Below are 21,127 nucleotides of genomic sequence, written 5' to 3' on the forward strand. Positions count from 1 at the left end.
CCCTCGCTCGCCCCGGATTTCACCGGGCGAGCGGCGGCAGGCCTTGACGCTACTATAGGCGCCGCCCGCGTGGCGCCTTCCCCGCAGCAACCCTTGTGAAGCATGCATACAGATTCCCTGCCCCGGCCGCTGCGTTTGCGCTGGGCTGAACGCGGCGCCGGCTGGCTGGCTGGCGCCGCCCTGATCGGCCTGGCGGTGCTGGCGCCGGTGCTGACCCTGGTCTGGTGGGCCATGGGCGGCGACCTGTCGCACTGGCGCCACCTGGCCACCTACGTGTTGCCGCAGGCGCTGGCCAACACCGCCATGCTGCTGGCCGGCGTCGGCGTGCTGGTGACGCTGCTGGGCACCGGCTCGGCGTGGCTGGTGACGGCCTACGAATTCCCCTCGCGGCGCGCCCTGACCTGGGCGCTGCTGCTGCCGCTGGCGGTGCCGACCTACATCATCGCCTTCGCCTATCTCGACCTGCTGCACCCGATCGGCCCGATCCAGAGCGCCATCCGCGCGCTGCTCGGCTACGACAGCCCGCGCCAGTTCCGGCTGCCGGACCTGCGCTCGATCCAAGGCGCGATCTTCGTGCTGGGCTTCGTGCTCTACCCCTACGTCTATCTCAGCACCCGCGTCATGTTCATGACGCAGGCCGCCAGCCTGCTGGAAGCGGCGCGCACGCTGGGCGCGGGCCGCTACGGCGTGTTCTTCCGCGTGGCGCTGCCGCTGGCGCGCCCGGCCATCGTGGTCGGCGTCAGCCTGGCGTTGCTGGAAACCCTGAACGACATCGGCGCCTCGGAGTTCCTGGGCGTGCAGACCCTGACCGTGTCCGTCTACACCACCTGGGTCACGCGTTCCGACCTGGCCGGCGCGGCGCAGATCGCGCTGACCATGCTCGCCATCGTGATCGGCCTGATCCTGCTGGAGCGCCACGGCCGCAAGCGCCAGCGCTACGCCAACACCCAGCGCATGCGGCCGATGCAACCACGCCGGCTGCGCGGTCCCGCCGCGGCGCTGGCGGCGGTGCTGGGCTGGATCCCGGTGATCGTCGGCTTCGTCGCGCCGGCGCTGTACCTGGTCGTCGAGACCTACAAGCGCCTGCACATGGTCGGCGGCGTCTCCAGCCAACTGCTCAACGGGCTGGGCAACACGCTGATCGTGGCATTCAGCGCCACCATCGTGACGCTGGTCTGCGGCCTGATCGTGGCCTGGGCCGGCCGCACGCTGCGCGAAAGCGCCGGCTTCAACCCGGGCCGCGCCTGCGCCCGCGTCGCCAGCCTGGGCTACGCCGTGCCGGGCACCGTGCTGGCCATCGGCCTGCTGACGCCGTTCGTCTGGATCGACACCGCCGTGGCCAAGATCTTCGGCGGCAGCGGCCTGTTCCTGATGGGCTCGATGGCGGCGCTGGTATGCGCCTATGCCATCCGCTTCCTGGCCATCTCCACCGGCGCGCTGGAAGCCGGCCTGGCCCGCATCCCGCCGTCGCTGGAGCAGGCCTCGCGCCTGCTGGGCGAGAGTTCGACCGGCACCTTGCGCCGCGTCCACCTGCCGCTGCTGCGCCCGGCGCTGGCGGCCAGCGCGCTGCTGGTGTTCGTGGACGCCATGAAGGAACTGCCGGCCACGCTGCTGCTGCGGCCCATGAATTTCGACACGCTCGCCACCTGGCTCTATGCCGAAGCGGCCCGCGGCACCTACGAGGAAGGCGCCGTCGCCGCGCTCGCGATCGTGCTGGCCGGCCTGCTGCCCGTCATCCTGTTGGCCCGCACCAATCTGAAAATGGGACATTGAACATCGTGCCCGATCTGCTTGAACTCGATCACCTCTCGCTGGCCTACGACACGCCCAAGGGCCTGCGCCCAGTGGTGCAGGACCTGACGCTGGGCCTGCCGGCCGGCCATATCGGCTGCCTGCTGGGCGAATCCGGCTGCGGCAAGACCACCGTGCTGCGCGCCATCGCCGGCTTCGAGCCGGTGCGCGCCGGCCGAATCCTGCTGGACGGCACGGTCATCTCCTCGCCCGCCGAACAGGTCGCGCCGGAAAAGCGCCGCGTCGGCATGATGTTCCAGGACTACGCGCTGTTCCCGCACCTGTCGGTGGCGCAGAACGTGGCCTTTGGCCTGCGCCGCCTGGAACGCGCCGAGCGCGCCCGCCGGGTCGAGGAAATGCTGACGCTGGTCGGCCTGGCGCACGTCGCCAACAGCTATCCGCACGAGATCTCGGGCGGCCAGCAGCAGCGCGTGGCCCTGGCCCGGGCCCTGGCGCCCTCGCCCGACCTGCTGCTGCTGGACGAACCGTTTTCCAACCTGGACGTGGACACCCGCGAGCGCCTCGCCTTCGAGGTGCGGGAGATCCTGAAAACCACCGGCCACACGGCCATCCTGGTGACGCACAACCAGGCCGAGGCCTTCGCCATCGCCGACCGCATCGGCGTGATGGCGGCCGGGCGCATCGCGCAGTGGGACACGCCCTACAACCTGCACCACCACCCCGCCGACGATTTCGTGCGCGACTTCATCCGGCGCGAAGCGCTGGCCGAGCAGCGCGAACAGGTGTTCGAGCGCGGCCGCTGATCCACGGACCGCGCGGCGCTCAGTCGGCCGACAGCTTGACCTTCTGCGACAGCGCCTTGAACGACTCGTACTGGCTGCGGGTCAGGCGCTCGACTTCGGCGGGCGTCGAGCCATAGGGCATGAAACCGGCCTGCTCCAGCTTGTCCTTGACGTCCGGCATCGCCAGCGCGGCCTGGAAGGCTTCGCTCAACGCGGCCGTGATTTCCGGCGGCATCTTGGCCGGGCCATAGACCGCGAACCACGGATCCACCACCGCCCCGCCATAACCCAGCTCGGCCAGCGTCGGCACGTCCGGCAGGGCCGGCGCGCGCTTGCTGCCGGTGACCGCCAGCGCGTGGACCTTGCCCGACTTGATGTGCGGCAGCGAGGCCGGCAGGTTGTCGAACATGATCGGCAGATGGCCGCCCAGCAGGTCGTTCAGCGCCTGCGCGCTGCCCTTGTAGGGAATGTGCTGCATGCCGACGCCGGTGAGCTGGTCGAACATCACGCCGGCCAGGTGCATCGAGGTGCCGGTGCCCGGCGTGCCGAAGGCCGTGCCCGGGTGCTGCTTGGCGTAGGCCACCAGGTCTTTGACGCTGTCGACCTTGAGCGACGGGCCGGTCTCCAGCACCACCGAGGACGCGCCCAGCATGCTGATGCCGGTGAAGTCCTTGGTTGGGTCGAACGGCATCGACGGATAGACGAAGGGATTGAGCGCGTTGGTGGAAATGGCGCCGAAGCCGATGGTGTAGCCGTCCGGCGCGGCCTTGGCCACGGCGTCCATGCCGATGTTGCCGCCAGCGCCCGGGCGGTTCTCGACGATGACGGGCTGGCCCAGTTTCTCGGCGACCTTCGCGCCGGCGGTGCGCGCCACCAGGTCGGTGGTGCCGCCCGCGGTGTAGGGCACGATGAACACGATGGGCTTGGCCGGATAGCCGGCGGCCTGCGCGGCGGCGGCGCCATGGACCAGCGCCAGCGCGGCCAGGCCGCGCAGCGCGTTCAGGGTAAAGCGTTGCATGATGTCTCCATCCCGATTGTTATCACATTAGGGATGCGCATCATACTGCCGCCCCGGCCGGGATGGCGGCCCGCGTTCCAGCCCGTGGACACGGGGCCGCGGGCCGAGGCGCGGCGGCGGTTCAGGCGCGCGGCGGCGGCAGCGGGATGAACTCGGTCTCGTCGCCCGGCACGGTCTGGCCGAAGCGGTTGCGCTGCCAGTCTTCCTTGGCCTGCTCGATGCGATCCTTGCTGCTGGAGACGAAGTTCCACCAGATGAAGCGCGGGCCTTCCAGCGGCTCGCCGCCGAGCACCGCGAAACGCGCGTCGGTACAGGCGCGGATCTGCACCGGACGGCCGGGCGCGAAGACGATCAGGCGGCCGCTCTCGAACACCTGGCCGTCGATCTCGACGGAGCCGATCGCCAGGTAGGCGGCGCGTTCTTCGTGTTCGGCGGGCAGCACGGTGACGGCGCCGGCGCGCAACTGCATGTCGCCGTAGAACAGCGGCGAATGGGTCTTGACGGCCGAGGTCTTGCCGAACAGCGAGCCGGCCACGACCTGCGCGCGCACGCCCTCGCCTTCGACCACGGGCTGGGCGTCCAGGCCGTAGTGGGTGAAGCCGGGATCGGTTTCCTCGTGCGCCTTGGGCAGGCCGACCCAGATCTGCAGGCCGGCCAGGCGTTGCGCGGCCTGGCGGCTTTCGGGCGAGGAGCGCTCGGAGTGCACGATGCCGCGGCCCGCCGTCATCCAGTTCACCTCGCCGGGCAGGATGGTCTGGGTGTTGCCGGCGCCATCGCGATGCACCATCGAGCCTTCGTACAGATAGGTCACGGTGGACAGGCCGACGTGCGGATGCGGGCGCACGTCGATGCCCGAGCCGGCCGTGAATTCGACCGGGCCCATGTGATCCAGGAACACGAACGGGCCGACGGTGCGGCGCTGCGCCGAGGGCAGCGCGCGGCGGACTTCGAAGCCGCCCAGGTCGCTGCTGCGCGGGACCACCACGGTTTCGATCTGGCTGTCGCCGGGTTGGGACAAGGTGGACATGGGAATGCTCCTGTAGGTTGGCCTGCTTGGGGCCATGTTAAGGCCGGGCGGATCGGCGATCCACCCGGCTGCCGGCGTCAGGCCAGATCAAACACCAGCACTTCGGCGTTGTCGCCGCCGGACAGCGCCACCCGCGTTTCATCGCTGATGGCGACCGCGTCGCCGGCCGCCAGCGCGACGCCGTTGACCGTCAGGCTGCCGCGGGCCACGTGCACCCAGGCGCGGCGGCCGGGGGCCAGTTCCAGCGTGGCCGACTCGTCGCCGTCGAACAGGCCGGCATAGAGCCGCACGTCCTGATGGATCGTCATCGAGCCATCGACGCCGTCGCCCGAGACCACGGCTTGCAGGCGGCCGCGCTTTTGCGCGTCGGTGAACGCCTTTTCCTCATACTCCGGCGCGATGCCGGTGACGTTCGGCTCGATCCAGATCTGCAGCATGTGCGTTTCCTTGTCGGCGCGCGGGTTGAACTCGGAGTGCATCACGCCGCGGCCGGCGCTCATCCGCTGCACGTTGCCGGGCTGGATGGTGGAGCCGCTGCCCATGCTGTCCTTGTGCGCGATGGCGCCGTCCAGCACGTAGGTGATGATCTCCATGTCGCGGTGGCCGTGCGTGCCGAAACCGCGGCCCGCGGCGATGCGGTCATCGTTGATCACGCGCAGCGCGCCGAAGCCCATGTGCGAGGGATCGTAGTAGTTGGCGAACGAAAAGGTGTGGAACGAATCGAGCCAGCCGTGGTTGGCGTGACCGCGTTCGGCGCTACGGCGAAGGGTAAGCATGGTGGACTCCCTGTTTCAAATAAGTGAATGGTCTTGCGGTGGCGGGCCTGCCTTGCACTTTTGCTGGAAGCCTCGCTGCTCAACCGGCATGAATGACATTGTGCGCGCACTCGCAGGCCGGTTTGACGCTATGATTTGAAGAAACCATTCAAATTATTTGAACGATAGTTGCCGGAGCCGCCCCATGCAGCCGATCACCCCCGAATTGCTCGTCCTGGTGGACGCGATCGCGCGCCACGGCAGCTTCGCCAAAGCGGCGCGCGAACTGGACAAGGTGCCCTCCGCCGTGACCTACGCGATCCGCAAGCTGGAGGACGGGCTGGACGTGCTGCTGTTCGACCGCTCGGGCCACCGGGCCGTGCTGACGCCGGCCGGCGAGGCCTTGCTCAAGGACGGCCGCCACGTGCTGCAGTCGCTCGACGACCTGGCCTGCCGGGTCAAGCGCATCGCGACGGGCTGGGAGGTGGAACTGCGCATCGCGGTGAGCGCGGTGCTGCCGTGGCGGCCGCTGTACGACCTGGTCGAGGAATTCCAGGCGCTGGGCAGCGCTACGACCCTGCGCTTTTCGACCGAGGTGCTGAGCGGCAACTGGGATGCGTTGACCTCGAACCGCGCCGACCTGGTGATCGGCGCCGGCGCGGCGGGCGAGCCGACCGGGCCCTACCGGTCGCAGACCATGGGACAGGCGCAGTTCGGCTTCTGCGTGGCGGCGCACCACCCGCTGGCCTCGCTGCCGCAACCGTTGAGCCGGGCCGACATCACGCGCTATTGCGCGGTGGTGGTGGCCGATACGTCGCGCAACCTGCCGCCGCAGTCACGCGGCATCCTGGCGGAGCAGCCGACGCTGGTGATGCCGACGATGCAGGCCAAGATCGAGGCACAGATCCGCGGGTTGGGATGCGGGTATCTGCCGTTGACCCTGGCGGCGCCCTATCTGGCGCAGGGCGTGCTGGTGATCTGCGAGACCGACGAGGGGATGTCGCTGACCGAGCATGTGGCGTATGCGTGGCGGGCGGAGGCGCCGGGAGAGGCGCTCAAGTGGTGGCTGCAGAAGTTGAAGTCGCCGCGGCTTTGTGAGGGGTTGCTGGGGATGGCTTGATCGAGGTTGCTCGCTGCCGAAGGGGTCTTGGCTGGAGCATGCAAATAGGCTTCGCAGGCCGCCCGGTGCGTCGGCGGGTTTGCAGCGCTGCTGGAGCTGTGTATTCGCGGAGAGCTTGCATTGCCCGTCAGGTAGGGCCGCGCGGGCGGCCGCTACCTGACTTACGCGGTGGTGGATGGTGGCGCAGTGGGCGCTGCGCGCGGGGCGGGAGAGCGCGAGCTACTCGTCTTCGATGCCTAGTTCGCGCAGTTTGCGGGTGATGGTGTTGCGGCCGATGCCGAGCCTTGAGGCGGCTTCGACGCGGCGGCCGCGGCTGGCGTCGAGGGCGCTTTGCAGCAGGATCTTCTCGAACTGGCGCGTCAGGGTGGCCATGACGGCGGGTTCGCCGCGTTCCAGGCGGTACTGGGCGTCGCGCAGCAAGGAGTCCTGCCAGTTGCGGGGCGCGGCCTCGTCGGCGGTGGCGGGCGCGGGGTGTTGGACCACGGTGCCGATGGCGGCGACGCTGGCGCCAGCGGGCGGGCGCGGGGAGACCGAGCCGACGGCGGGCGCGTGTTCCATGGCGCGGATTTCGGGCGGCAGGTCGGCGCGCTCGACGGTCTGGCCGGGGGCCATGACGGTGAGCCAGTGGCAGAAGTTCTCCAGCTGGCGCACGTTGCCGGGGAAGTCGAACTTGGTCAGGACTGCCAGCGCTTCCGGGGTCAGGCGCTTGACCGGCACGCCGAGCGCGCGGGCGCTGGCGGTGAGGAAGTGGTTGGCGAGCGCCGGGATGTCCTCGACCCGTTCGCGCAGCGGCGGCAGGCGCAGGCGGATGACGTTCAGGCGGTGGAACAGGTCTTCGCGGAACAGGCCCTGCTCGACCCGCTGCTCCAGCGGCTGGTGGGTGGCGGCGACGATGCGCACGTCGACCCGCACCGGCTGGGCGCCGCCGACGCGGTAGAAGCTGCCTTCGGCCAGCACGCGCAACAGGCGGGTCTGCAATTCGATCGGCATGTCGCCGATTTCGTCCAGGAACAGCGTGCCGCCGTGGGCTTCCTCGAAGCGGCCGCGGCGCAGCGTGTTGGCGCCGGTGAAGGCGCCGCGTTCATGGCCGAACAGCTCGGCTTCGAGCAGGTCGCGCGGGATGGCGGCGGCGTTGAGCGCGACGAACGGGCCGCCGGCGCGCATGCCGTGGCCGTGCAGCGCGCGCGCCACCAGTTCCTTGCCCGTGCCGGACTCGCCGGTGATCAGCACGGTGACCTTGGACTGCGCCAGCCGGCCGATGGCGCGGAACACTTCCTGCATGGCGGTGGACGACGACTGCGTCATCATCCAGCGCTCGTTGTTCTGCGCCTCGCCCTGCCCTTCGGGGCTTTCGGGCTGGGCCGATTCCTGCATGGCGCGCTGGATCAGCGCCACCGCCTCGTTGACGTCGAAAGGCTTGGCCAGATAGTCGAAGGCGCCGCCCTGGAAGGCCGACACGGTACTGTCGAGGTCGGCGAAGGCGGTCATGACGATGACCGGCAGCCCGGGATGGCGTTCCTTGAGCTGGCGCAGCAGCTCGAGGCCGTTGCCGCCCGGCATGCGGATATCGGACACCAGGGCGACGGGCGTGTCGTGCGCCAGCGCGTCAAGCACGTCGGCAGACTGGGAGAAACTACGGGTGGGGACACCGGCGCGGGCCAGGGCCTTTTCGAGGACCCAGCGGATGGCCTGGTCGTCGTCGACGATCCATACGGGTTTCATCAGAGTGCGGGCTCCATCGGTAGGACCAGGCGAAACTCGGTGCGCCCGGGTCGGGATTCAAATTCGATGATGCCTCCGTGCTGCTGCACGAAATCCTGGGCCAGGCTCAGGCCCAGGCCGGTCCCGCCGGCGCGGGCGGTGACCAGGGGATGGAAGATGCGGTCGCGGATGTGGTCCGGCACGCCGGGACCGTTATCGATGATGGACAGCTCGAGCGCCAGGCGGTGCTGGCGGTGCGCCAGCATGACCTGCCGCGCGACGCGGGTGCGCAGCGTGACGACGCCGGGCTCGAGCCCGGGCGCCTGCGGCCGCGCGACCAGTTCCTGCGCGGCGTTGCGGGCCACGTTCAGCACCGCCTGCATCAGGCGGGCGGCGTCGCCCTTCAGGTCGGGCATGGAGGCGTCGTAGTCGCGCACCAGCGTGACGTCGTTACGGAATTCGGCCTGGATCAGGGCGCAGACGCGCTCGCAGATCTCATGGATGTTCACCGGCCGCGCGTTCAGCGGCACACGTTGCGGGCCGCTCAGGCGGTCCACCAGCGCCTGCAGGCGGTCGGCTTCGGAAATGATGACCTGGGTGTACTCGGCCAGCGCCGCGCTCGGCAGCTCGGCTTCCAGCAATTGCGCGGCGCCGCGCAAGCCGCCCAGGGGATTCTTGACTTCATGCGCCAGGTTGCGCAGCAGTTCGCGGTGCGCTTCGATCTCGTCGACCAGGCGATGGTTGCGGTCGGCCAGCACGCGCTGCTCGATCTCGCGGGTCTCGATCAGGACCGGCCAGGCCTGGCCGCTCAATCCCACCGTGGTCACGGCCACTTCCACCGATTCGGCGGCGCGGCGCAATGAGGCCAGCTGCCGGACGTCGGCATACCTGCCGGCCGCGGCGCGGTCGATGGACGATTGGATGTTTTCCGGATTGTCGAACAGCGTGGCGGCGGAGTGGCCGCACAGCTGCTTGCGGGAACGGCCGAACAGATCCTCGGCGGCCGCATTGGCGTATTCGATATGCCCGCGTGCGTTGACCAGGAAAACGGACGTGGCAAGCAGATCGAGAGCTTCTACATTCATTTTTCAACGTACCCGAATGACTACAGGGGGAAATCGGAACACCGGCCCGGCGGCGCCCGGGTGGGGCGCCCTGCCCGCCGGCACGGGGCCGGACGGGCGGGTCTTGGGTCGGCGACCTGGCGGTGCGCGTGGTGTCGGCCCTGGTTTCTGCCTACATCATCGCGCTCCCCCAGCCACAGCCTCTGGAAATCAGAGGCTGTAGTACATGTCGAATTCGACCGGGTGCGTGGTCATGCGCAGACGATTCACATCGGCCATCTTCAGGTCGATGTAGGCGTTGAGCATGTCGTTGCTGAACACGCCGCCGCGGGTCAGGAACTCGCGGTCGTTGTCCAGCGCTTCCAGCGCCTGTTCCAGCGAGGAGCACACGGTCGGGATCTTCGCGTCTTCTTCCGGCGGCAGGTCGTACAGGTTCTTGTCGGCCGGATCGCCGGGGTGGATCTTGTTCTGCACGCCGTCCAGGCCGGCCATCATCAGGGCCGAGAACGCCAGGTACGGGTTGGCCAGGGGGTCCGGGAAGCGCGCTTCGACGCGGCGGCCCTTCGGGTTGCCCACGTACGGGATGCGGATCGAGGCCGAACGGTTGCGGGCCGAGTAGGCCAGCTTGACCGGGGCTTCGTAGTGCGGAACCAGGCGCTTGTACGAGTTGGTGCCCGGGTTGGTGATGGCGTTCAGGGCGCGGGCGTGCTTGATGATGCCGCCGATGTAGTACAGCGCGAATTCCGACAGGCCGGCGTAGCCGTTGCCCGCGAACAGGTTCTGGCCATCCTTCCAGATGGATTGGTGCACGTGCATGCCGGAACCGTTGTCGCCAACGATGGGCTTGGGCATGAAGGTGGCGGTCTTGCCATAGGCATGGGCCACGTTGTGCACGATGTACTTGACGATCTGGGTCCAGTCGGCGCGTTGCACCAGGGTGCTGAACTTGGTGCCGATTTCCAGCTGGCCGGCGCCGGCGACTTCATGGTGGTGCACTTCGACCGGCACGCCCATCTGTTCCATCAGCAGGCACATTTCCGAACGCATGTCCTGGAACGAATCGACCGGGGGAACGGGGAAGTAGCCGCCCTTGACCGCGGGACGATGGCCGGTGTTGCCGCCGTCGAAGTCCAGGCCGGTGGACCAGGAGGCCTCTTCCGACTTGATCTTGACGAAGGTGCCCGACATGTCGGTGTTCCAGGTCACGCCGTCGAACACGAAGAATTCGGGTTCCGGACCGAAGTAGGCGGTGTCGCCCAGGCCCGAGGCCTTCAGGTAGGCTTCGGCGCGCTTGGCCAGCGAGCGCGGGTCGCGGTCATAGCCCTTCAGGTCCGACGGTTCGACCACGTCGCACGACAGGATCAGGGTCGGCTCTTCACGGAACGGGTCCAGGTTGCCGGTGGCGCAGTCGGGGATGAGCAGCATGTCGGACGCTTCAATGCCCTTCCAACCCGGGATCGACGAACCGTCGAAAGCCTGGCCGCTTTCCAGCTTGTCTTCGTCGATCTGGCTGGTGGGCACGGACACGTGGTGCTCACGGCCAACAGTATCGGTAAAGCGGAAATCCACGAATTTGACTTCGTTGTCGGCGATCTGTTTCAGGACGTCTTTCGGGCTTGCCATGTCATCTCCATTAGATAAAAGGGTCGAGGGCTGTGCCGCTCGACTGGCATAAAAGAGGGAAGCAATAAGCGTGCCAGGCCTTACCCCCGGGATTGCCCGGGGAAGGCTGCCAGTTCATGGGGCAATGTAGCACCATAATGGTGCAAAGAATGGGGCATGATTGCCCCATCTTGGTGCCTTATTGCTACAGGAACATTTCCTGCAGGTCGTTCAGGAAGCGCCAGCCCAGGGGCGTGGCCCGCAGGCGGGTGGGATCGGCGTCCAGCAGGCCCTTGCTGGAGGCTGCCTCCAATTGGTGCGCGATGGCGGCCAGCGACAGGCCGGTGCGCTCGTTGAACAGGGTGGCGGCCACGCCATCCTTCAGCCGCAAGGCGTTCAACATGAATTCGAACGGCAGCTCGTCGGGGCCGACCTGGCGGTTTTCGGCCAGGTGGCTGCCGTCGCGCGCGGCGGCGGCCTGCATCCAGGATTCCGGGCTGCGCAGGCGCGCCTCGCGCACGATGCGGTCGTGGAACGACAGCTTGCCGTGCGCGCCCGGCCCCAGGCCCAGGTAGTCGCCGAACTCCCAGTAATTCAGATTGTGGCGGCAGCGGGCGCCGGGTTTGGCATAGGCCGAGACCTCGTAGCGCGCCAGGCCGGCCGCGGCCAGCTCGGCCTCGACCGCGTCCTGCATGGCCGCGCTGGTGTCGTCGTCCGGCAGGTCCTCGGGCGGGAACTTGGCGAACACCGTGTTGGGCTCCATCGTCAGGTGATAGAGCGACAGATGCTCGGTGCCGAAGCCGATGGCCTGGCGCAGGTCGTCCACGCAGGCGTCCAGGGTCTGGCCCGGCAGCGCGAACATCATGTCCAGGTTGACGCGCGGCGCGGCGCGCTGGGCCATCTCGATGGCGGCGCGGGCCTGCGCCGCATCATGGATGCGGCCCAGCTTCTTCAGCTGGGCGTCGTCGAAGCTCTGGATGCCGAGCGAGAAACGGGTCACGCCGCTGGCGGCGTAGTCGCGGAAACGGTCGGCCTCGGCGGTGCCGGGGTTGGCCTCCATGGTGATTTCCGCGTCGGGCCACACGTTCAGACAGGCGCGCAGCATGGCCAGCAACTCGTCCAGGCCGGCGGCCGACAGCAGGCTGGGCGTGCCGCCGCCGATGAACACCGAGACCACCTGACGGCCCCAGATCGACGGCAGCGCCTGTTCCAGGTCGCTGCGCAGCGCATCCAGGTAGGCGCGTTCGGGGATATCGCCGCCGGGCGCGGCGTGCGAATTGAAATCACAGTACGGACACTTGCGCACGCACCAGGGCACGTGCACGTAGACCGACAGCGGCGGCAGGCTGGTCAGGGTGGCGCCGGCCGGGGTGACCAGGCGCGAGCGGGCCGCGCCCATTTCGGAGCGGATGGGGATGATGATGGACATTCGTGTTCCTGGCGGCGGCGCGCACGCGCCGCCGGGTCAAGCCTGGTTCAGCTTGCTCAGCAGTTCGCGCAGGGCGCGGGCGCGATGGCTGATGCGGTTCTTTTCCTCGGGGTCGAGCGCGGCGGCGGTCAGACCCTGGTCGGGCAGGTAGAAGTGCGGATCGTAGCCGAAGCCGTTCTCGCCTTCCGCCTGGTCGATGATCTCGCCCTGCCACAGGCCTTCGCCGATCAGCGGGCGCGGGTCGTTTTCACCGCGCACCAGCGCCAGCACCGCCACGTAGCAGGCGCTGCGGTCGGTGGCCGACGCCAGCTTGCCGACCAGCAGCGCATTGTTGGCCTGGTCGGATTTCTCGCCGCCGTGCATCTTGGCGTAGCGCGCCGAATACACCCCCGGGGCGCCGTCCAGCGCGGCCACGCACAGGCCGGAATCATCCGCCAGCGCCGGCAGCCCGGTCAGGCGGCTGGCATGGCGCGCCTTGGTCAGGGCGTTCTCGACGAAGGTGACGTGCGGCTCCTCGGCCTCGGGCACGCCCAGGTCGCCCTGGGGCACCAGTTCGATGCCGAGCGGGGCGAACAAGGCGGAGAACTCACGCAGCTTGCCGGGATTGTTGGACGCCAGCACGACGCGGCGCAGGGATTCGGGAATCTTGGGGGAAGTCATGGGGTAAATTGTATAGGGCGTGGTCGTAAACCCGCCCTGCAAGTTACGTGTCAGCGCAACAACACAGACATATTTCATCGTCAATATGGACAATCTTGTCACTGATCGTATCTGAACGCCCCGGCGATGAACCCACTTCACGCTTTGCCACGGCCGGTTGCGGCCAGCGCGCCTACCCTTTCTTCCGGCGCCGCTGCGCCAACCCCCGTCAGCCTGGCGGGCATCCTGCGCGAACGGCTGCTGCGCCCCCGCTTCCAGCCGGTGATCGACCTCTCGCACAGCCGCATCTATGGCCATGAAAGCCTGATCCGCGGCCCGGTCGACACCACCCTGCACTTTCCCGACGCCCTGTTCGCCGAAGCCCGCCGCCAGGGCCTGCATCCGCAACTGGAGCTGGCCAGCTTCCGCGCCGGCGCCCAGGGCTTCGACCAGAACCCGGCCGCCGGCAAGCTGTTCCTGAACCTGTCCGGCTCGGCCCTGATCCACTACTGGACGCTGTGGGGCGACGAAATGCCGCTGCGCCTGCTCAAGGATTGCACGCTGGCGCCGTCCAACATCATCGTCGAGCTGACCGAGCAGGATCCCCTGTCCGAGCACATGTCGACGCTGGGCAGCGCCTTCGCCTGCCTGCGCGAATACGGCATGCGCATCGCGCTGGACGACTACGGCGTCGGCAATTCCAACCTGCAGCTGTGGGCCGAGATGCAGCCCGACCTGGTCAAGATCGACCGCTACTTCTTCAACGGTATCGGCCACGACGACCGCAAGCAGAACATGGTGCGCGCCATCCTCAAGGTGGCTCAGTACCTGGGCACGGCCATCGTGGCCGAGGGCATCGAGACCGCCGAGGACCTGGCGGTGGTGCGCGACCTGGAGATCCGCTACGCCCAGGGCTGGCTGCTGGGACGCCCCGACGAGTCCCTGCTGACCGAGCTGACGCCGCCGCTGCGCGATTCGCTGCGGGTGCGCGCGCCCGCCCCGCTGTCGCAACGCTCGGCCGGCGGCACCGCCGCCAGCCTGCGGGTCGAGGCCCCGGCGGCGCTGCTGAACAAGCACACCAACGACGACGTGCACCGCCTCTTCATCGAGCACAAGAGCCTGCACGCGGTGGCCGTGGTCGACGGCGACAACCGGCCGGTGGGCATCATCAACCGCCGCGACTTCTCCGAACACTACGCGCAGCGCTACACCCGCGAGCTGTTCGGCCGCGACGCCTGCTCGACCTTCATGAACGGCGAGCCGGTGCTGGTCGACCTGGACGTGTCGATCGACCAGCTCAGCCACGTGCTGATCTCGGAAGACCAGCGCTATCTGATGGACGGCCTCATCATCACCCGCGACGGCCGCTACGACGGCCTGGCCACCGGCGAGACGCTGGTGCGCTCGGTGACCGAGATGCGCATCGAGGCCGCGCGCTACGCCAATCCACTGACCTCGCTGCCAGGCAACATTCCCATCAGCCGCCATATCGCCACGCTGCTGGAGGATGCCGCCGATTTCACCATCTGCTACGGCGACCTGAACAACTTCAAGCCGTTCAACGACGTCTATGGCTACTGGCGCGGCGACGACATGATCATGCTGACCGCCGACGTCATCAAGCGCCACTGTGATCCGCTACGCGATTTCGTCGGCCACGTCGGCGGCGACGACTTCGTGGTGCTGCTGCGCAGCCCCGACTGGAACGAGCGCATCCAGCGCGTCATCGCCGAGTTCAACGAGCGCGCCATGGACCTGTATGACGACGAAGGCCGCCGTAACGGCGGCATCGAGGCCGAAGACCGCTACGGCGTGCCGCGCTTCTTCCCGTTCGTGACGCTGGGTGTCGGCGCGCTGACCGTCACCCCCTCCCTATGCGAGCGCATCCGCCCGGAGGACATCGCGTCGGCCGCTGCCCATGTCAAGCACAAGGTCAAGCATGGGAACCTGTCGCTGGTGACCGAGCGCTACAGCGGCGGCGCCCTGCCGCAGCTCGTGCCCTGACCCCTGCCCGGCGGCCTGCGCCGCCTGGGCGATCTGGAAGACCGACACCGCGCGCTGCAGGCCCTGGGCCTGCTGTTCCAGCGCGGCCGCGGCGGCGGCGGTCTGTTCGACCATCGCCGCGTTTTCCTGGGTCGAGCGTTCGATATCGGCCACGGCGTCATTGACCGAGGCGATGCCGGCGGCCTGCTCGGCCGTGGCGCTGGAGATTTCCGCCACGATCTGCGTCACGCGGTCGACCGAGGTCAGCATGTCGCGCATGGTGTCGCCGGCCAGGTTGACCTGGCGCACGCCGACCTCGACGCGCGAGCTCGAATCCTCGATCAAGCCCTTGATTTCCTTGGCCGCCTGGGCGCTGCGCTGGGCCAGCGAGCGCACTTCGCCTGCCACCACGGCGAAGCCCTTGCCCTGCTCGCCGGCGCGCGCGGCTTCCACCGCCGCGTTCAGCGCCAGGATATTGGTCTGGAAGGCGATGCTGTCCACCACCCCGACGATCTCGCCGATGCGGCGCGCGCTGTCGGCGATGCCCTGCATGCTGGTCACGACTTCCTGCACCGCCTGCCCGCCGCGCTGGGCCAGCTGGGTGGCGCTGAGCGCCTGGCGGCTGGCCAGGTCGGCGTTGCCGGCGGTCGTCTGCACCGTGTGGGCCAGCTGGGTCATGTTGGCCGCGGCCTCCTGCAGCGAACCGGCCTGGCGCGCGGTGCGGTCGGACATGTCGGCGCCACCCGCGGCGATCTCGCCCGAGCCGGTGTGGATCTCTTCCACGCCATGGCGCACCGACGCCACCGCCGCCGACAGGCCGGTCTGCATGCGGCGCATGGCCGAATACAGCACGCCGATCTCGTTGTCGCCGTGGACCGCGATGTTGCCGGTCAGGTCGCCGTCGGCGATGCGGTCGAAGTGCGCGCCGGCCTCGTTCAACGGGCGCAGGATGCGGCGGCGGAACGCCAGCCGGATCAGCACCGCCAGCACCAGCACGAAGCCCAGCACCGCCGCGGCCACCACCGTCACGCGCTGCATGGTCTGGCTGGCGCCGGCCACCGCGGCCTGGCCCTGCTGGCGGGCGTAGGCCTGGTAGGCGTCGGCCTGCTTGACGTAGGTGGAGCCGGACACCGGCAGCACCTTGTCCACCAGCCGGTTGACCTCGATGCCGTTCCAGCCCTTGATGGCCTTGAACATGGGCGCCAGCGTCTGGTCGGCAAAGGCGGCATAGGCCGCCAGCGCCTGGTCGAACAAGGGCGCGCCCTGGGCACTGGTATCCGCATTGGCGCGCAGCCGCGCCAGGCTGGCCGCGGCCTGCTTGAGCAGCTTGTCGGCCTGGTTGAGCGACTGGTCGCGGGCCTCTTCCAGGCCGCCTTCCATGGCGGTCTTGGCGTCGGTCAGCGCGGCGCGCGCCTGGAACAGGCTGCTGGTCATGTCCGACAGGTCGCTGGCGCGCTCGATGCTGCCCCGGCCCAGCGCCTCGATGTCGGCGCGGTTCTCGCGCAGCACGGCGATCCCGGCCGCCGCCGCCAACGCGAACAGCACCACAAACACCGCGAGAATGGCCGAAACCGCCGTGGTCACCCTGAGATTTTTCCGCATATCCATCCGTCTGTTGCATCGCCACAAAGGCGCATCGAGGCGATTATGGGGATGCAGTTTGGCAATTTCTTGACACAACCCGCCCCCTCGCATGACGAACGGCCGTCACATAAGTGCGCTTTTGCGAACAGGAACCCGGTATTAATGAATTGTGAATTGGCAGGCGCGGCGCCTTACGGCACATTCGATCCTGTACCGAACCCCTTTACGACACCGATATTGCAGCCCACCCCATGCATCAAGCCTCCCACGCCTACCAGGACATCCGCGAAGCCGTGCGCGATCTGTGCGCGCAATTTCCCGCCGACTACTTCCGCAAAGTGGATGAAGAACGCGGCTACCCCGACGCCTTCGTGCGCGCCCTCACCGAGGCCGGCTGGCTGGCGGCGCTGATCCCGCAGGAATACGGCGGCTCGGGCCTGGGCCTGACCGAGGCCTCGGTCATCATGGAAGAGATCAACCGCAGCGGCGGCAATTCCGGCGCCTGCCACGGCCAGATGTACAACATGGGCACCCTGCTGCGGCACGGCTCCGAGGCGCAAAAGCGCGAGTACCTGCCTCGTATCGCCGCCGGCGAGCTGCGCCTGCAGTCGATGGGCGTGACCGAGCCCACCACCGGCACCGACACCACCAAGATCAAGACCACCGCCGTGCGCCGCGGCGACCGCTACGTCATCAATGGCCAGAAGGTCTGGATCTCGCGGGTGCAGCACTCCGACCTGATGATCCTGCTGGCGCGCACCACGCCGCTGGACCAGGTCACGCGCAAGTCCGAGGGCATGTCGATCTTCCTGGTGGACCTGCACGAGGCGGTCAAGCACGGCATGTCGATCCGCCCGATCCCCAACATGGTCAACCACGAGACCAACGAGCTGTTCTTCGACAACCTGGAGATCCCGGCCGACAACCTGATCGGCGAGGAAGGCAAGGGTTTCAAGTACATCCTGGACGGCCTGAACGCCGAGCGCACCCTGATCGCCGCCGAATGCATCGGCGACGGCTACTGGTTCGTCGACAAGGTCACCGCCTACGCCAAGGAACGCATGGTGTTCGGCCGCCCCATCGGCCAGAACCAGGGCGTGCAGTTCCCCATCGCCCGCGCCCACATCAACGTCGAGGCCGCCAGCCTGATGCGCTACGAGGCCTGCCGCCTGTTCGACGCCCACGAGCCCTGCGGCGCGCAGGCCAACATGGCCAAGCTGCTGGCCGCCGACGCCTCGTGGGAGGCCGCCAACGCCTGCCTGCAGTTCCACGGCGGCTTCGGCTTCGCCACCGAATACGACGTCGAGCGCAAGTTCCGCGAGACCCGCCTGTACCAGGTCGCGCCGATCTCGACCAACCTGATCCTCTCCTACGTCGCCGAACACATCCTGGGCCTGCCGCGCTCCTTCTGACCATGACCTCCGACACCTCCCACCCGAGCGCCGCCCTCGCCGCCTTCGCCGCCAACCTGCGCTTCGAGGACATCCCCGCCCCGGTGCTGCGCCGCGCCGAAGACCTGCTGCTGGACTGCCTGGCCTCGATCCTGGCGGGCGCCTCGGCGCGCCCGGTGCTGGCCATCGACCGCTACGCCGCCGCCATGGGGCCGGCCGACGGCCCCAGCGAGATCCTGATCAACCGGCGCCGTACCTCGCCGGTGTTCGCCGCCATGGTCAACGCCGCCGCCGCCCACGTGGTCGAGCAGGACGACGTGCACAATGGTTCGGTGTTCCACCCCGCGGCCGTGGTGTTCCCGCCGGTGCTGGCGGTGGCCCAGGCGCTGGGCCGCAGCGGCCGCGACCTGCTGGTGGCGGCCGTGGCCGGCTACGAGGTCGGCATCCGGGTTGGCGAATTCCTGGGCCGCTCGCACTACAAGATCTTCCACACCACCGGCACCGCGGGCACGCTGGCCGCCGCCGCGGCCACCGGCCGTCTGCTGGGCCTGGCGCCCGCGGCCATGCTGGACGCCTTCGGCTCGGCCGGCACCCAGGCCGCCGGCCTGTGGGAATTCCTGCGCGACGCCGCCGATTCCAAGCAGCTGCACACCGCCCGCGCCGCCGCCAACGGCATCGCCGCGGCCTATCTGGCGCAGGAAGGCTTCACCGGCGCGCGCCACATCCTCGAAGGCCCGCAGGGCATGGCCGCCGGCATGTCGAGCGACGCCGATCCGGCGCGCCTGACCGACCGCCTCGGCACGCGCTGGGCGCTGGCCGAAACCTCGTTCAAGTTCCATGCCTCGTGCCGTCATACCCATCCGGCGGCGGATGCGCTGCAGCAGGTGCTGCGCGAGCACAAGCTGGCCGAAGGCGACATCGAACGGGTGGTGGCGCACGTGCACCAGGGCGCCATCGACGTGCTGGGGCCGGTGGTCGATCCGCGCACGGTGCATCAATCCAAGTTCTCGATGGGCACGGTGCTGGGCCTGATCGCGCGCCAGGGCCGCGCCGGCCTGCCGGAATTCGACGCCGCGCTGGACGATCCGGCGGTGGCCGATTTCCGCGGGCGCGTGACGATGGAACTGGATCCGGAAGTCGACGGCGCCTATCCGCAGCGCTGGATCGGCAAGGTCACGGTGCACACCCACGACGGCCGTGTGCTGCACGGCCGCGTCGACGAACCCAAGGGCGACCCCGGCAATACGCTGTCGCGCGACGAGATCGAAGCCAAGACGCTGAGCCTGGGCCGCTATGCCGACGCCGCCACCGAAGCCGAGCTGCGCCGCCTGATCGGCGCGATCTGGAACCTGGAGCGGGCCGACAAGGTGGGCGCCCTGCTGCCCTGACGCCCGGGCCCGCGCCGGCCGCTTACGCCAGCGCCGCGCGCTGCGCCCGCACCAGGCCGGCGATGCCGCCTTCGGCCAGGCCCAGCATCGCATCCAGCTCGGCGCGCGTGAAGGTCGCGCCCTCGCCAGTGCCCTGCACTTCCACGAAGGCGCCGCCGCCCGTCATGATGACGTTGACGTCGGCGTCGCAGCCCGAGTCTTCCTCGTAGTCCAGATCCAGCACCGCACGGCCCTGCACCAGCCCGACCGACACCGCCGCGACGGCGTCACGGATCGGGTTGGCGGCCAGGTCGCCGCGCTGCATCAGCAGCGCGATCGCGTCGGAGGCCGCCACCCAGGCGCCGGTGATGCTGGCGCAACGCGTGCCGCCATCGGCCTGCAGCACGTCGCAATCCAGGTGCAGCGTGCGCTCGCCCAGCGCCCGCATGTCGAACACGGCGCGCAGGCTGCGGCCGATCAGGCGCTGGATTTCCTGCGTGCGGCCGCTCTGCTTGCCGCGCGCGGCCTCGCGGTCGCCGCGGGTGTGGGTGGCGCGCGGCAGCATGCCGTATTCGGCCGTGACCCAGCCCTCGCCCTTGCCCTTGAGGAAGGGCGGCACCTTTTCCAGCACGCTGGCGGTGCACAGCACGTGGGTATTGCCGGCCTTCACCAGCACCGACCCTTCGGCGTAGCGCGTGAAGCCGCGCTCCAGGCTGAACGGGCGCAGTTCGTCGACGGCGCGGCCCGACGGGCGGGCAATGGCGGTGGCAGAGGTCATGGCAAGGCTCCAATCAGATTCGGTTGGCGGCATTGTACGGGCTGCCGGTCGCTGCCCCGCCCGGGTTTGGAGTATCCTGCCGCGATACACGGGTCGCATATACCCGCCCTCGTCCGCGCCCGACGGACCGGCGGAACCGGCGCGGCCCGATCCAAGACAAGCAACAGGATACCGACACCATGATTCGCAGCATGACCGCCTTCGGCAACGCCCGGGCAGACCTGGAACAAGGCACGCTGGCGCTGGAACTGCGCAGCGTCAACAGCCGCTTCCTCGACCTCTACTTCCGCCTGCCCGACGAGCTGCGCCACGTCGAGACGCCGCTGCGCGAACTGCTGACGGCGCAACTGGCGCGCGGCAAGGTCGAGATCCGCGTGTCCTACACCCGCAACGTCAGCACCGACCTGTCCAAGCTGGAACCGGCCTGGCTCGAAACCCTGGCGGAGCAACTGCAGGCCGCGCGCCGCATCCTGCCCGACATCGCCGCGCCGCGCCTGGTGGAACTGTTCAACTGGCCCGGCCAGCGCGCCAACGACGCGCTCGACCCGCAGGTCTGGGGCGCCGCCTGCCTCCAGGCCGCCCAGGAAGCCCTGACACAGCTGCAGGATGGCCGCGCCCGCGAAGGCGAGCGCCTGGCCGGCATGATGCGGGACTGCGCGGATGGCGTGGCCGGCATCGTCGAGCTGGTGCAGAACCACCTGCCGCAACTGCTGGCCGACCATCGCGACAAGCTCGCCTCCAAGCTGCGTGAAAGCGTGGAATCGGCCTTCCCTGGCGGCTTCACCCACATCTCCGGCGCCGAGCTGTCCGAACGCCTGTCGCAGGAAGCCAACCTGTTCGCGCTGCGCATCGACGTCGCCGAGGAGCTGTCGCGCCTGCGCTCGCACCTGGAGGAACTGCGCCACCTGCTGACCGATGGCGGCGGCAAGGCCGCGGGCAAGAAGAACGCCGGCAGCGCCGGCAAGCGCCTGGACTTCCTGTTCCAGGAAATGAACCGCGAGGCCAACACGCTGGGCTCCAAGGCCGGCAGCATGGAAGTCACGCGCGCCGCCATGGACCTGAAGCTGCTGATCGAGCAGATGCGCGAACAGGCGCAGAACATCGAGTGACGCCAAAAGACAAGGCCGCCGCGTTG

The 21,127-nt window shown here is 68.8% G+C and carries 16 protein-coding genes and 1 pseudogene; 7 read left to right on the top strand and 10 right to left on the bottom strand.

The annotated features are described in order from the left end of the window. Positions 1-102 precede the first annotated feature (102 nt). Together I6I07_RS24840 and I6I07_RS24845 are read left to right on the top strand one after the other, a co-directional pair. Complete coding sequence (locus I6I07_RS24840; RefSeq protein WP_198484135.1) at positions 103-1,773, top strand: ABC transporter permease; 1,671 nt, start codon at positions 103-105, stop codon at positions 1,771-1,773. Between the two features lie 5 nt (positions 1,774-1,778). Further along, positions 1,779-2,555 (top strand): ABC transporter ATP-binding protein, encoded by a 777-nt coding sequence (locus I6I07_RS24845; protein ID WP_198484136.1) that lies wholly within the window; start codon positions 1,779-1,781, stop codon positions 2,553-2,555. A gap of 19 nt (positions 2,556-2,574) precedes the next feature. Here I6I07_RS24845 and I6I07_RS24850 read toward each other — a convergent pair whose 3' ends face one another. From I6I07_RS24850 to I6I07_RS24860, 3 genes are all read right to left on the bottom strand, one after another. Beyond that, positions 2,575-3,552 (bottom strand): Bug family tripartite tricarboxylate transporter substrate binding protein, encoded by a 978-nt coding sequence (locus I6I07_RS24850; protein WP_006394785.1) that lies wholly within the window; start codon positions 3,550-3,552, stop codon positions 2,575-2,577. 121 nt (positions 3,553-3,673) lie between these two features. After that, positions 3,674-4,579, bottom strand: coding sequence for a pirin family protein (locus tag I6I07_RS24855; protein WP_198484137.1), 906 nt, complete (start codon positions 4,577-4,579; stop codon positions 3,674-3,676). A 77-nt stretch (positions 4,580-4,656) separates the two neighbouring features. Beyond that, positions 4,657-5,355 (bottom strand): pirin family protein, encoded by a 699-nt coding sequence (locus I6I07_RS24860; protein WP_198484138.1) that lies wholly within the window; start codon positions 5,353-5,355, stop codon positions 4,657-4,659. Positions 5,356-5,539: 184 nt separating this feature from the next. Here I6I07_RS24860 and I6I07_RS24865 point away from each other — a divergent pair, with 184 nt between their 5' ends. Next, a complete protein-coding gene (locus tag I6I07_RS24865) occupies positions 5,540-6,454 on the top strand; it encodes a LysR family transcriptional regulator (RefSeq protein ID WP_198484139.1) in 915 nt (304 codons plus the stop codon). 219 nt (positions 6,455-6,673) lie between these two features. On the opposite strand, the gene ntrC is transcribed toward I6I07_RS24865, so the two are convergent. The 5 genes from ntrC to rdgB form a co-directional block, all read right to left on the bottom strand. Then, positions 6,674-8,176 (bottom strand): nitrogen regulation protein NR(I), encoded by a 1,503-nt coding sequence (gene ntrC / locus I6I07_RS24870; RefSeq protein ID WP_198484140.1) that lies wholly within the window; start codon positions 8,174-8,176, stop codon positions 6,674-6,676. Beyond that, positions 8,176-9,240: a nitrogen regulation protein NR(II) gene (glnL, locus tag I6I07_RS24875; protein WP_006394781.1), complete on the bottom strand. Its 1,065-nt coding sequence runs from the start codon at positions 9,238-9,240 to the stop codon at positions 8,176-8,178. The genes ntrC and glnL overlap by 1 nt, the downstream gene beginning before the upstream one ends. A 189-nt stretch (positions 9,241-9,429) precedes the next feature. After that, positions 9,430-10,842 carry a type I glutamate--ammonia ligase gene (glnA, locus tag I6I07_RS24880; RefSeq protein WP_054431415.1) on the bottom strand — a complete coding sequence of 471 codons (1,413 nt, stop codon included), beginning with the start codon at positions 10,840-10,842 and terminating at the stop codon, positions 9,430-9,432. A gap of 184 nt (positions 10,843-11,026) precedes the next feature. Beyond that, positions 11,027-12,250 (bottom strand): radical SAM family heme chaperone HemW, encoded by a 1,224-nt coding sequence (gene hemW / locus I6I07_RS24885; RefSeq protein ID WP_198484141.1) that lies wholly within the window; start codon positions 12,248-12,250, stop codon positions 11,027-11,029. A 36-nt stretch (positions 12,251-12,286) separates the two neighbouring features. Then, the gene (gene rdgB / locus I6I07_RS24890) at positions 12,287-12,910 is read right to left on the bottom strand and encodes an RdgB/HAM1 family non-canonical purine NTP pyrophosphatase (RefSeq protein ID WP_198484142.1); all 624 of its coding nucleotides are present in this window, start codon (positions 12,908-12,910) and stop codon (positions 12,287-12,289) included. A 126-nt stretch (positions 12,911-13,036) separates the two neighbouring features. On the opposite strand from rdgB, the gene I6I07_RS24895 reads away from it, so the two are divergent. Beyond that, positions 13,037-14,893, top strand: coding sequence for an EAL domain-containing protein (locus I6I07_RS24895; protein ID WP_232625732.1), 1,857 nt, complete (start codon positions 13,037-13,039; stop codon positions 14,891-14,893). Positions 14,894-15,088: 195 nt separating this feature from the next. Here I6I07_RS24895 and I6I07_RS24900 read toward each other — a convergent pair. Further along, positions 15,089-16,567, bottom strand: a pseudogene (locus I6I07_RS24900) (methyl-accepting chemotaxis protein); the annotation flags it as partial. 140 nt (positions 16,568-16,707) lie between these two features. Here I6I07_RS24900 and I6I07_RS24905 point away from each other — a divergent pair. After that, on the top strand, positions 16,708-17,868 hold the full coding sequence (locus I6I07_RS24905; RefSeq protein WP_198484143.1) for an acyl-CoA dehydrogenase family protein: 1,161 nt from the start codon (positions 16,708-16,710) through the stop codon (positions 17,866-17,868). 2 nt (positions 17,869-17,870) lie between these two features. Beyond that, positions 17,871-19,235: an MmgE/PrpD family protein gene (locus I6I07_RS24910; protein WP_198484144.1), complete on the top strand. Its 1,365-nt coding sequence runs from the start codon at positions 17,871-17,873 to the stop codon at positions 19,233-19,235. A 22-nt stretch (positions 19,236-19,257) separates the two neighbouring features. On the opposite strand, the gene rph is transcribed toward I6I07_RS24910, so the two are convergent. Continuing rightward, positions 19,258-19,992, bottom strand: coding sequence for a ribonuclease PH (rph, locus tag I6I07_RS24915; RefSeq protein ID WP_198484145.1), 735 nt, complete (start codon positions 19,990-19,992; stop codon positions 19,258-19,260). 179 nt (positions 19,993-20,171) lie between these two features. Between rph and I6I07_RS24920 the strand changes: the two genes are divergently transcribed. Next, positions 20,172-21,101, top strand: coding sequence for a YicC/YloC family endoribonuclease (locus tag I6I07_RS24920; RefSeq protein WP_006394772.1), 930 nt, complete (start codon positions 20,172-20,174; stop codon positions 21,099-21,101). Positions 21,102-21,127 lie beyond the last annotated feature (26 nt).

Source organism: Achromobacter deleyi (genome assembly GCF_016127315.1).
In the GTDB taxonomy this organism is placed as follows: domain Bacteria; phylum Pseudomonadota; class Gammaproteobacteria; order Burkholderiales; family Burkholderiaceae_B; genus Achromobacter; species Achromobacter insuavis_A.

Excerpts from the sequence above, each read along its gene's own strand:
- I6I07_RS24840 (WP_198484135.1), top strand. The coding sequence starts at position 103 with ATGCATACAGATTCCCTGCCCCGGCCGCTGCGTTTGCGCTGGGCTGAA.
- I6I07_RS24850 (WP_006394785.1), bottom strand. The coding sequence starts at position 3,552 with ATGCAACGCTTTACCCTGAACGCGCTGCGCGGCCTGGCCGCGCTGGCG.
- I6I07_RS24855 (WP_198484137.1), bottom strand. The coding sequence starts at position 4,579 with ATGTCCACCTTGTCCCAACCCGGCGACAGCCAGATCGAAACCGTGGTG.
- I6I07_RS24860 (WP_198484138.1), bottom strand. The coding sequence starts at position 5,355 with ATGCTTACCCTTCGCCGTAGCGCCGAACGCGGTCACGCCAACCACGGC.
- I6I07_RS24865 (WP_198484139.1), top strand. The coding sequence starts at position 5,540 with ATGCAGCCGATCACCCCCGAATTGCTCGTCCTGGTGGACGCGATCGCG.
- ntrC (WP_198484140.1), bottom strand. The coding sequence starts at position 8,176 with ATGAAACCCGTATGGATCGTCGACGACGACCAGGCCATCCGCTGGGTC.
- glnL (WP_006394781.1), bottom strand. The coding sequence starts at position 9,240 with ATGAATGTAGAAGCTCTCGATCTGCTTGCCACGTCCGTTTTCCTGGTC.
- glnA (WP_054431415.1), bottom strand. The coding sequence starts at position 10,842 with ATGGCAAGCCCGAAAGACGTCCTGAAACAGATCGCCGACAACGAAGTC.
- hemW (WP_198484141.1), bottom strand. The coding sequence starts at position 12,250 with ATGTCCATCATCATCCCCATCCGCTCCGAAATGGGCGCGGCCCGCTCG.
- rdgB (WP_198484142.1), bottom strand. The coding sequence starts at position 12,910 with ATGACTTCCCCCAAGATTCCCGAATCCCTGCGCCGCGTCGTGCTGGCG.
- I6I07_RS24895 (WP_232625732.1), top strand. The coding sequence starts at position 13,037 with ATGAACCCACTTCACGCTTTGCCACGGCCGGTTGCGGCCAGCGCGCCT.
- I6I07_RS24905 (WP_198484143.1), top strand. The coding sequence starts at position 16,708 with ATGCATCAAGCCTCCCACGCCTACCAGGACATCCGCGAAGCCGTGCGC.
- I6I07_RS24910 (WP_198484144.1), top strand. The coding sequence starts at position 17,871 with ATGACCTCCGACACCTCCCACCCGAGCGCCGCCCTCGCCGCCTTCGCC.
- rph (WP_198484145.1), bottom strand. The coding sequence starts at position 19,992 with ATGACCTCTGCCACCGCCATTGCCCGCCCGTCGGGCCGCGCCGTCGAC.
- I6I07_RS24920 (WP_006394772.1), top strand. The coding sequence starts at position 20,172 with ATGATTCGCAGCATGACCGCCTTCGGCAACGCCCGGGCAGACCTGGAA.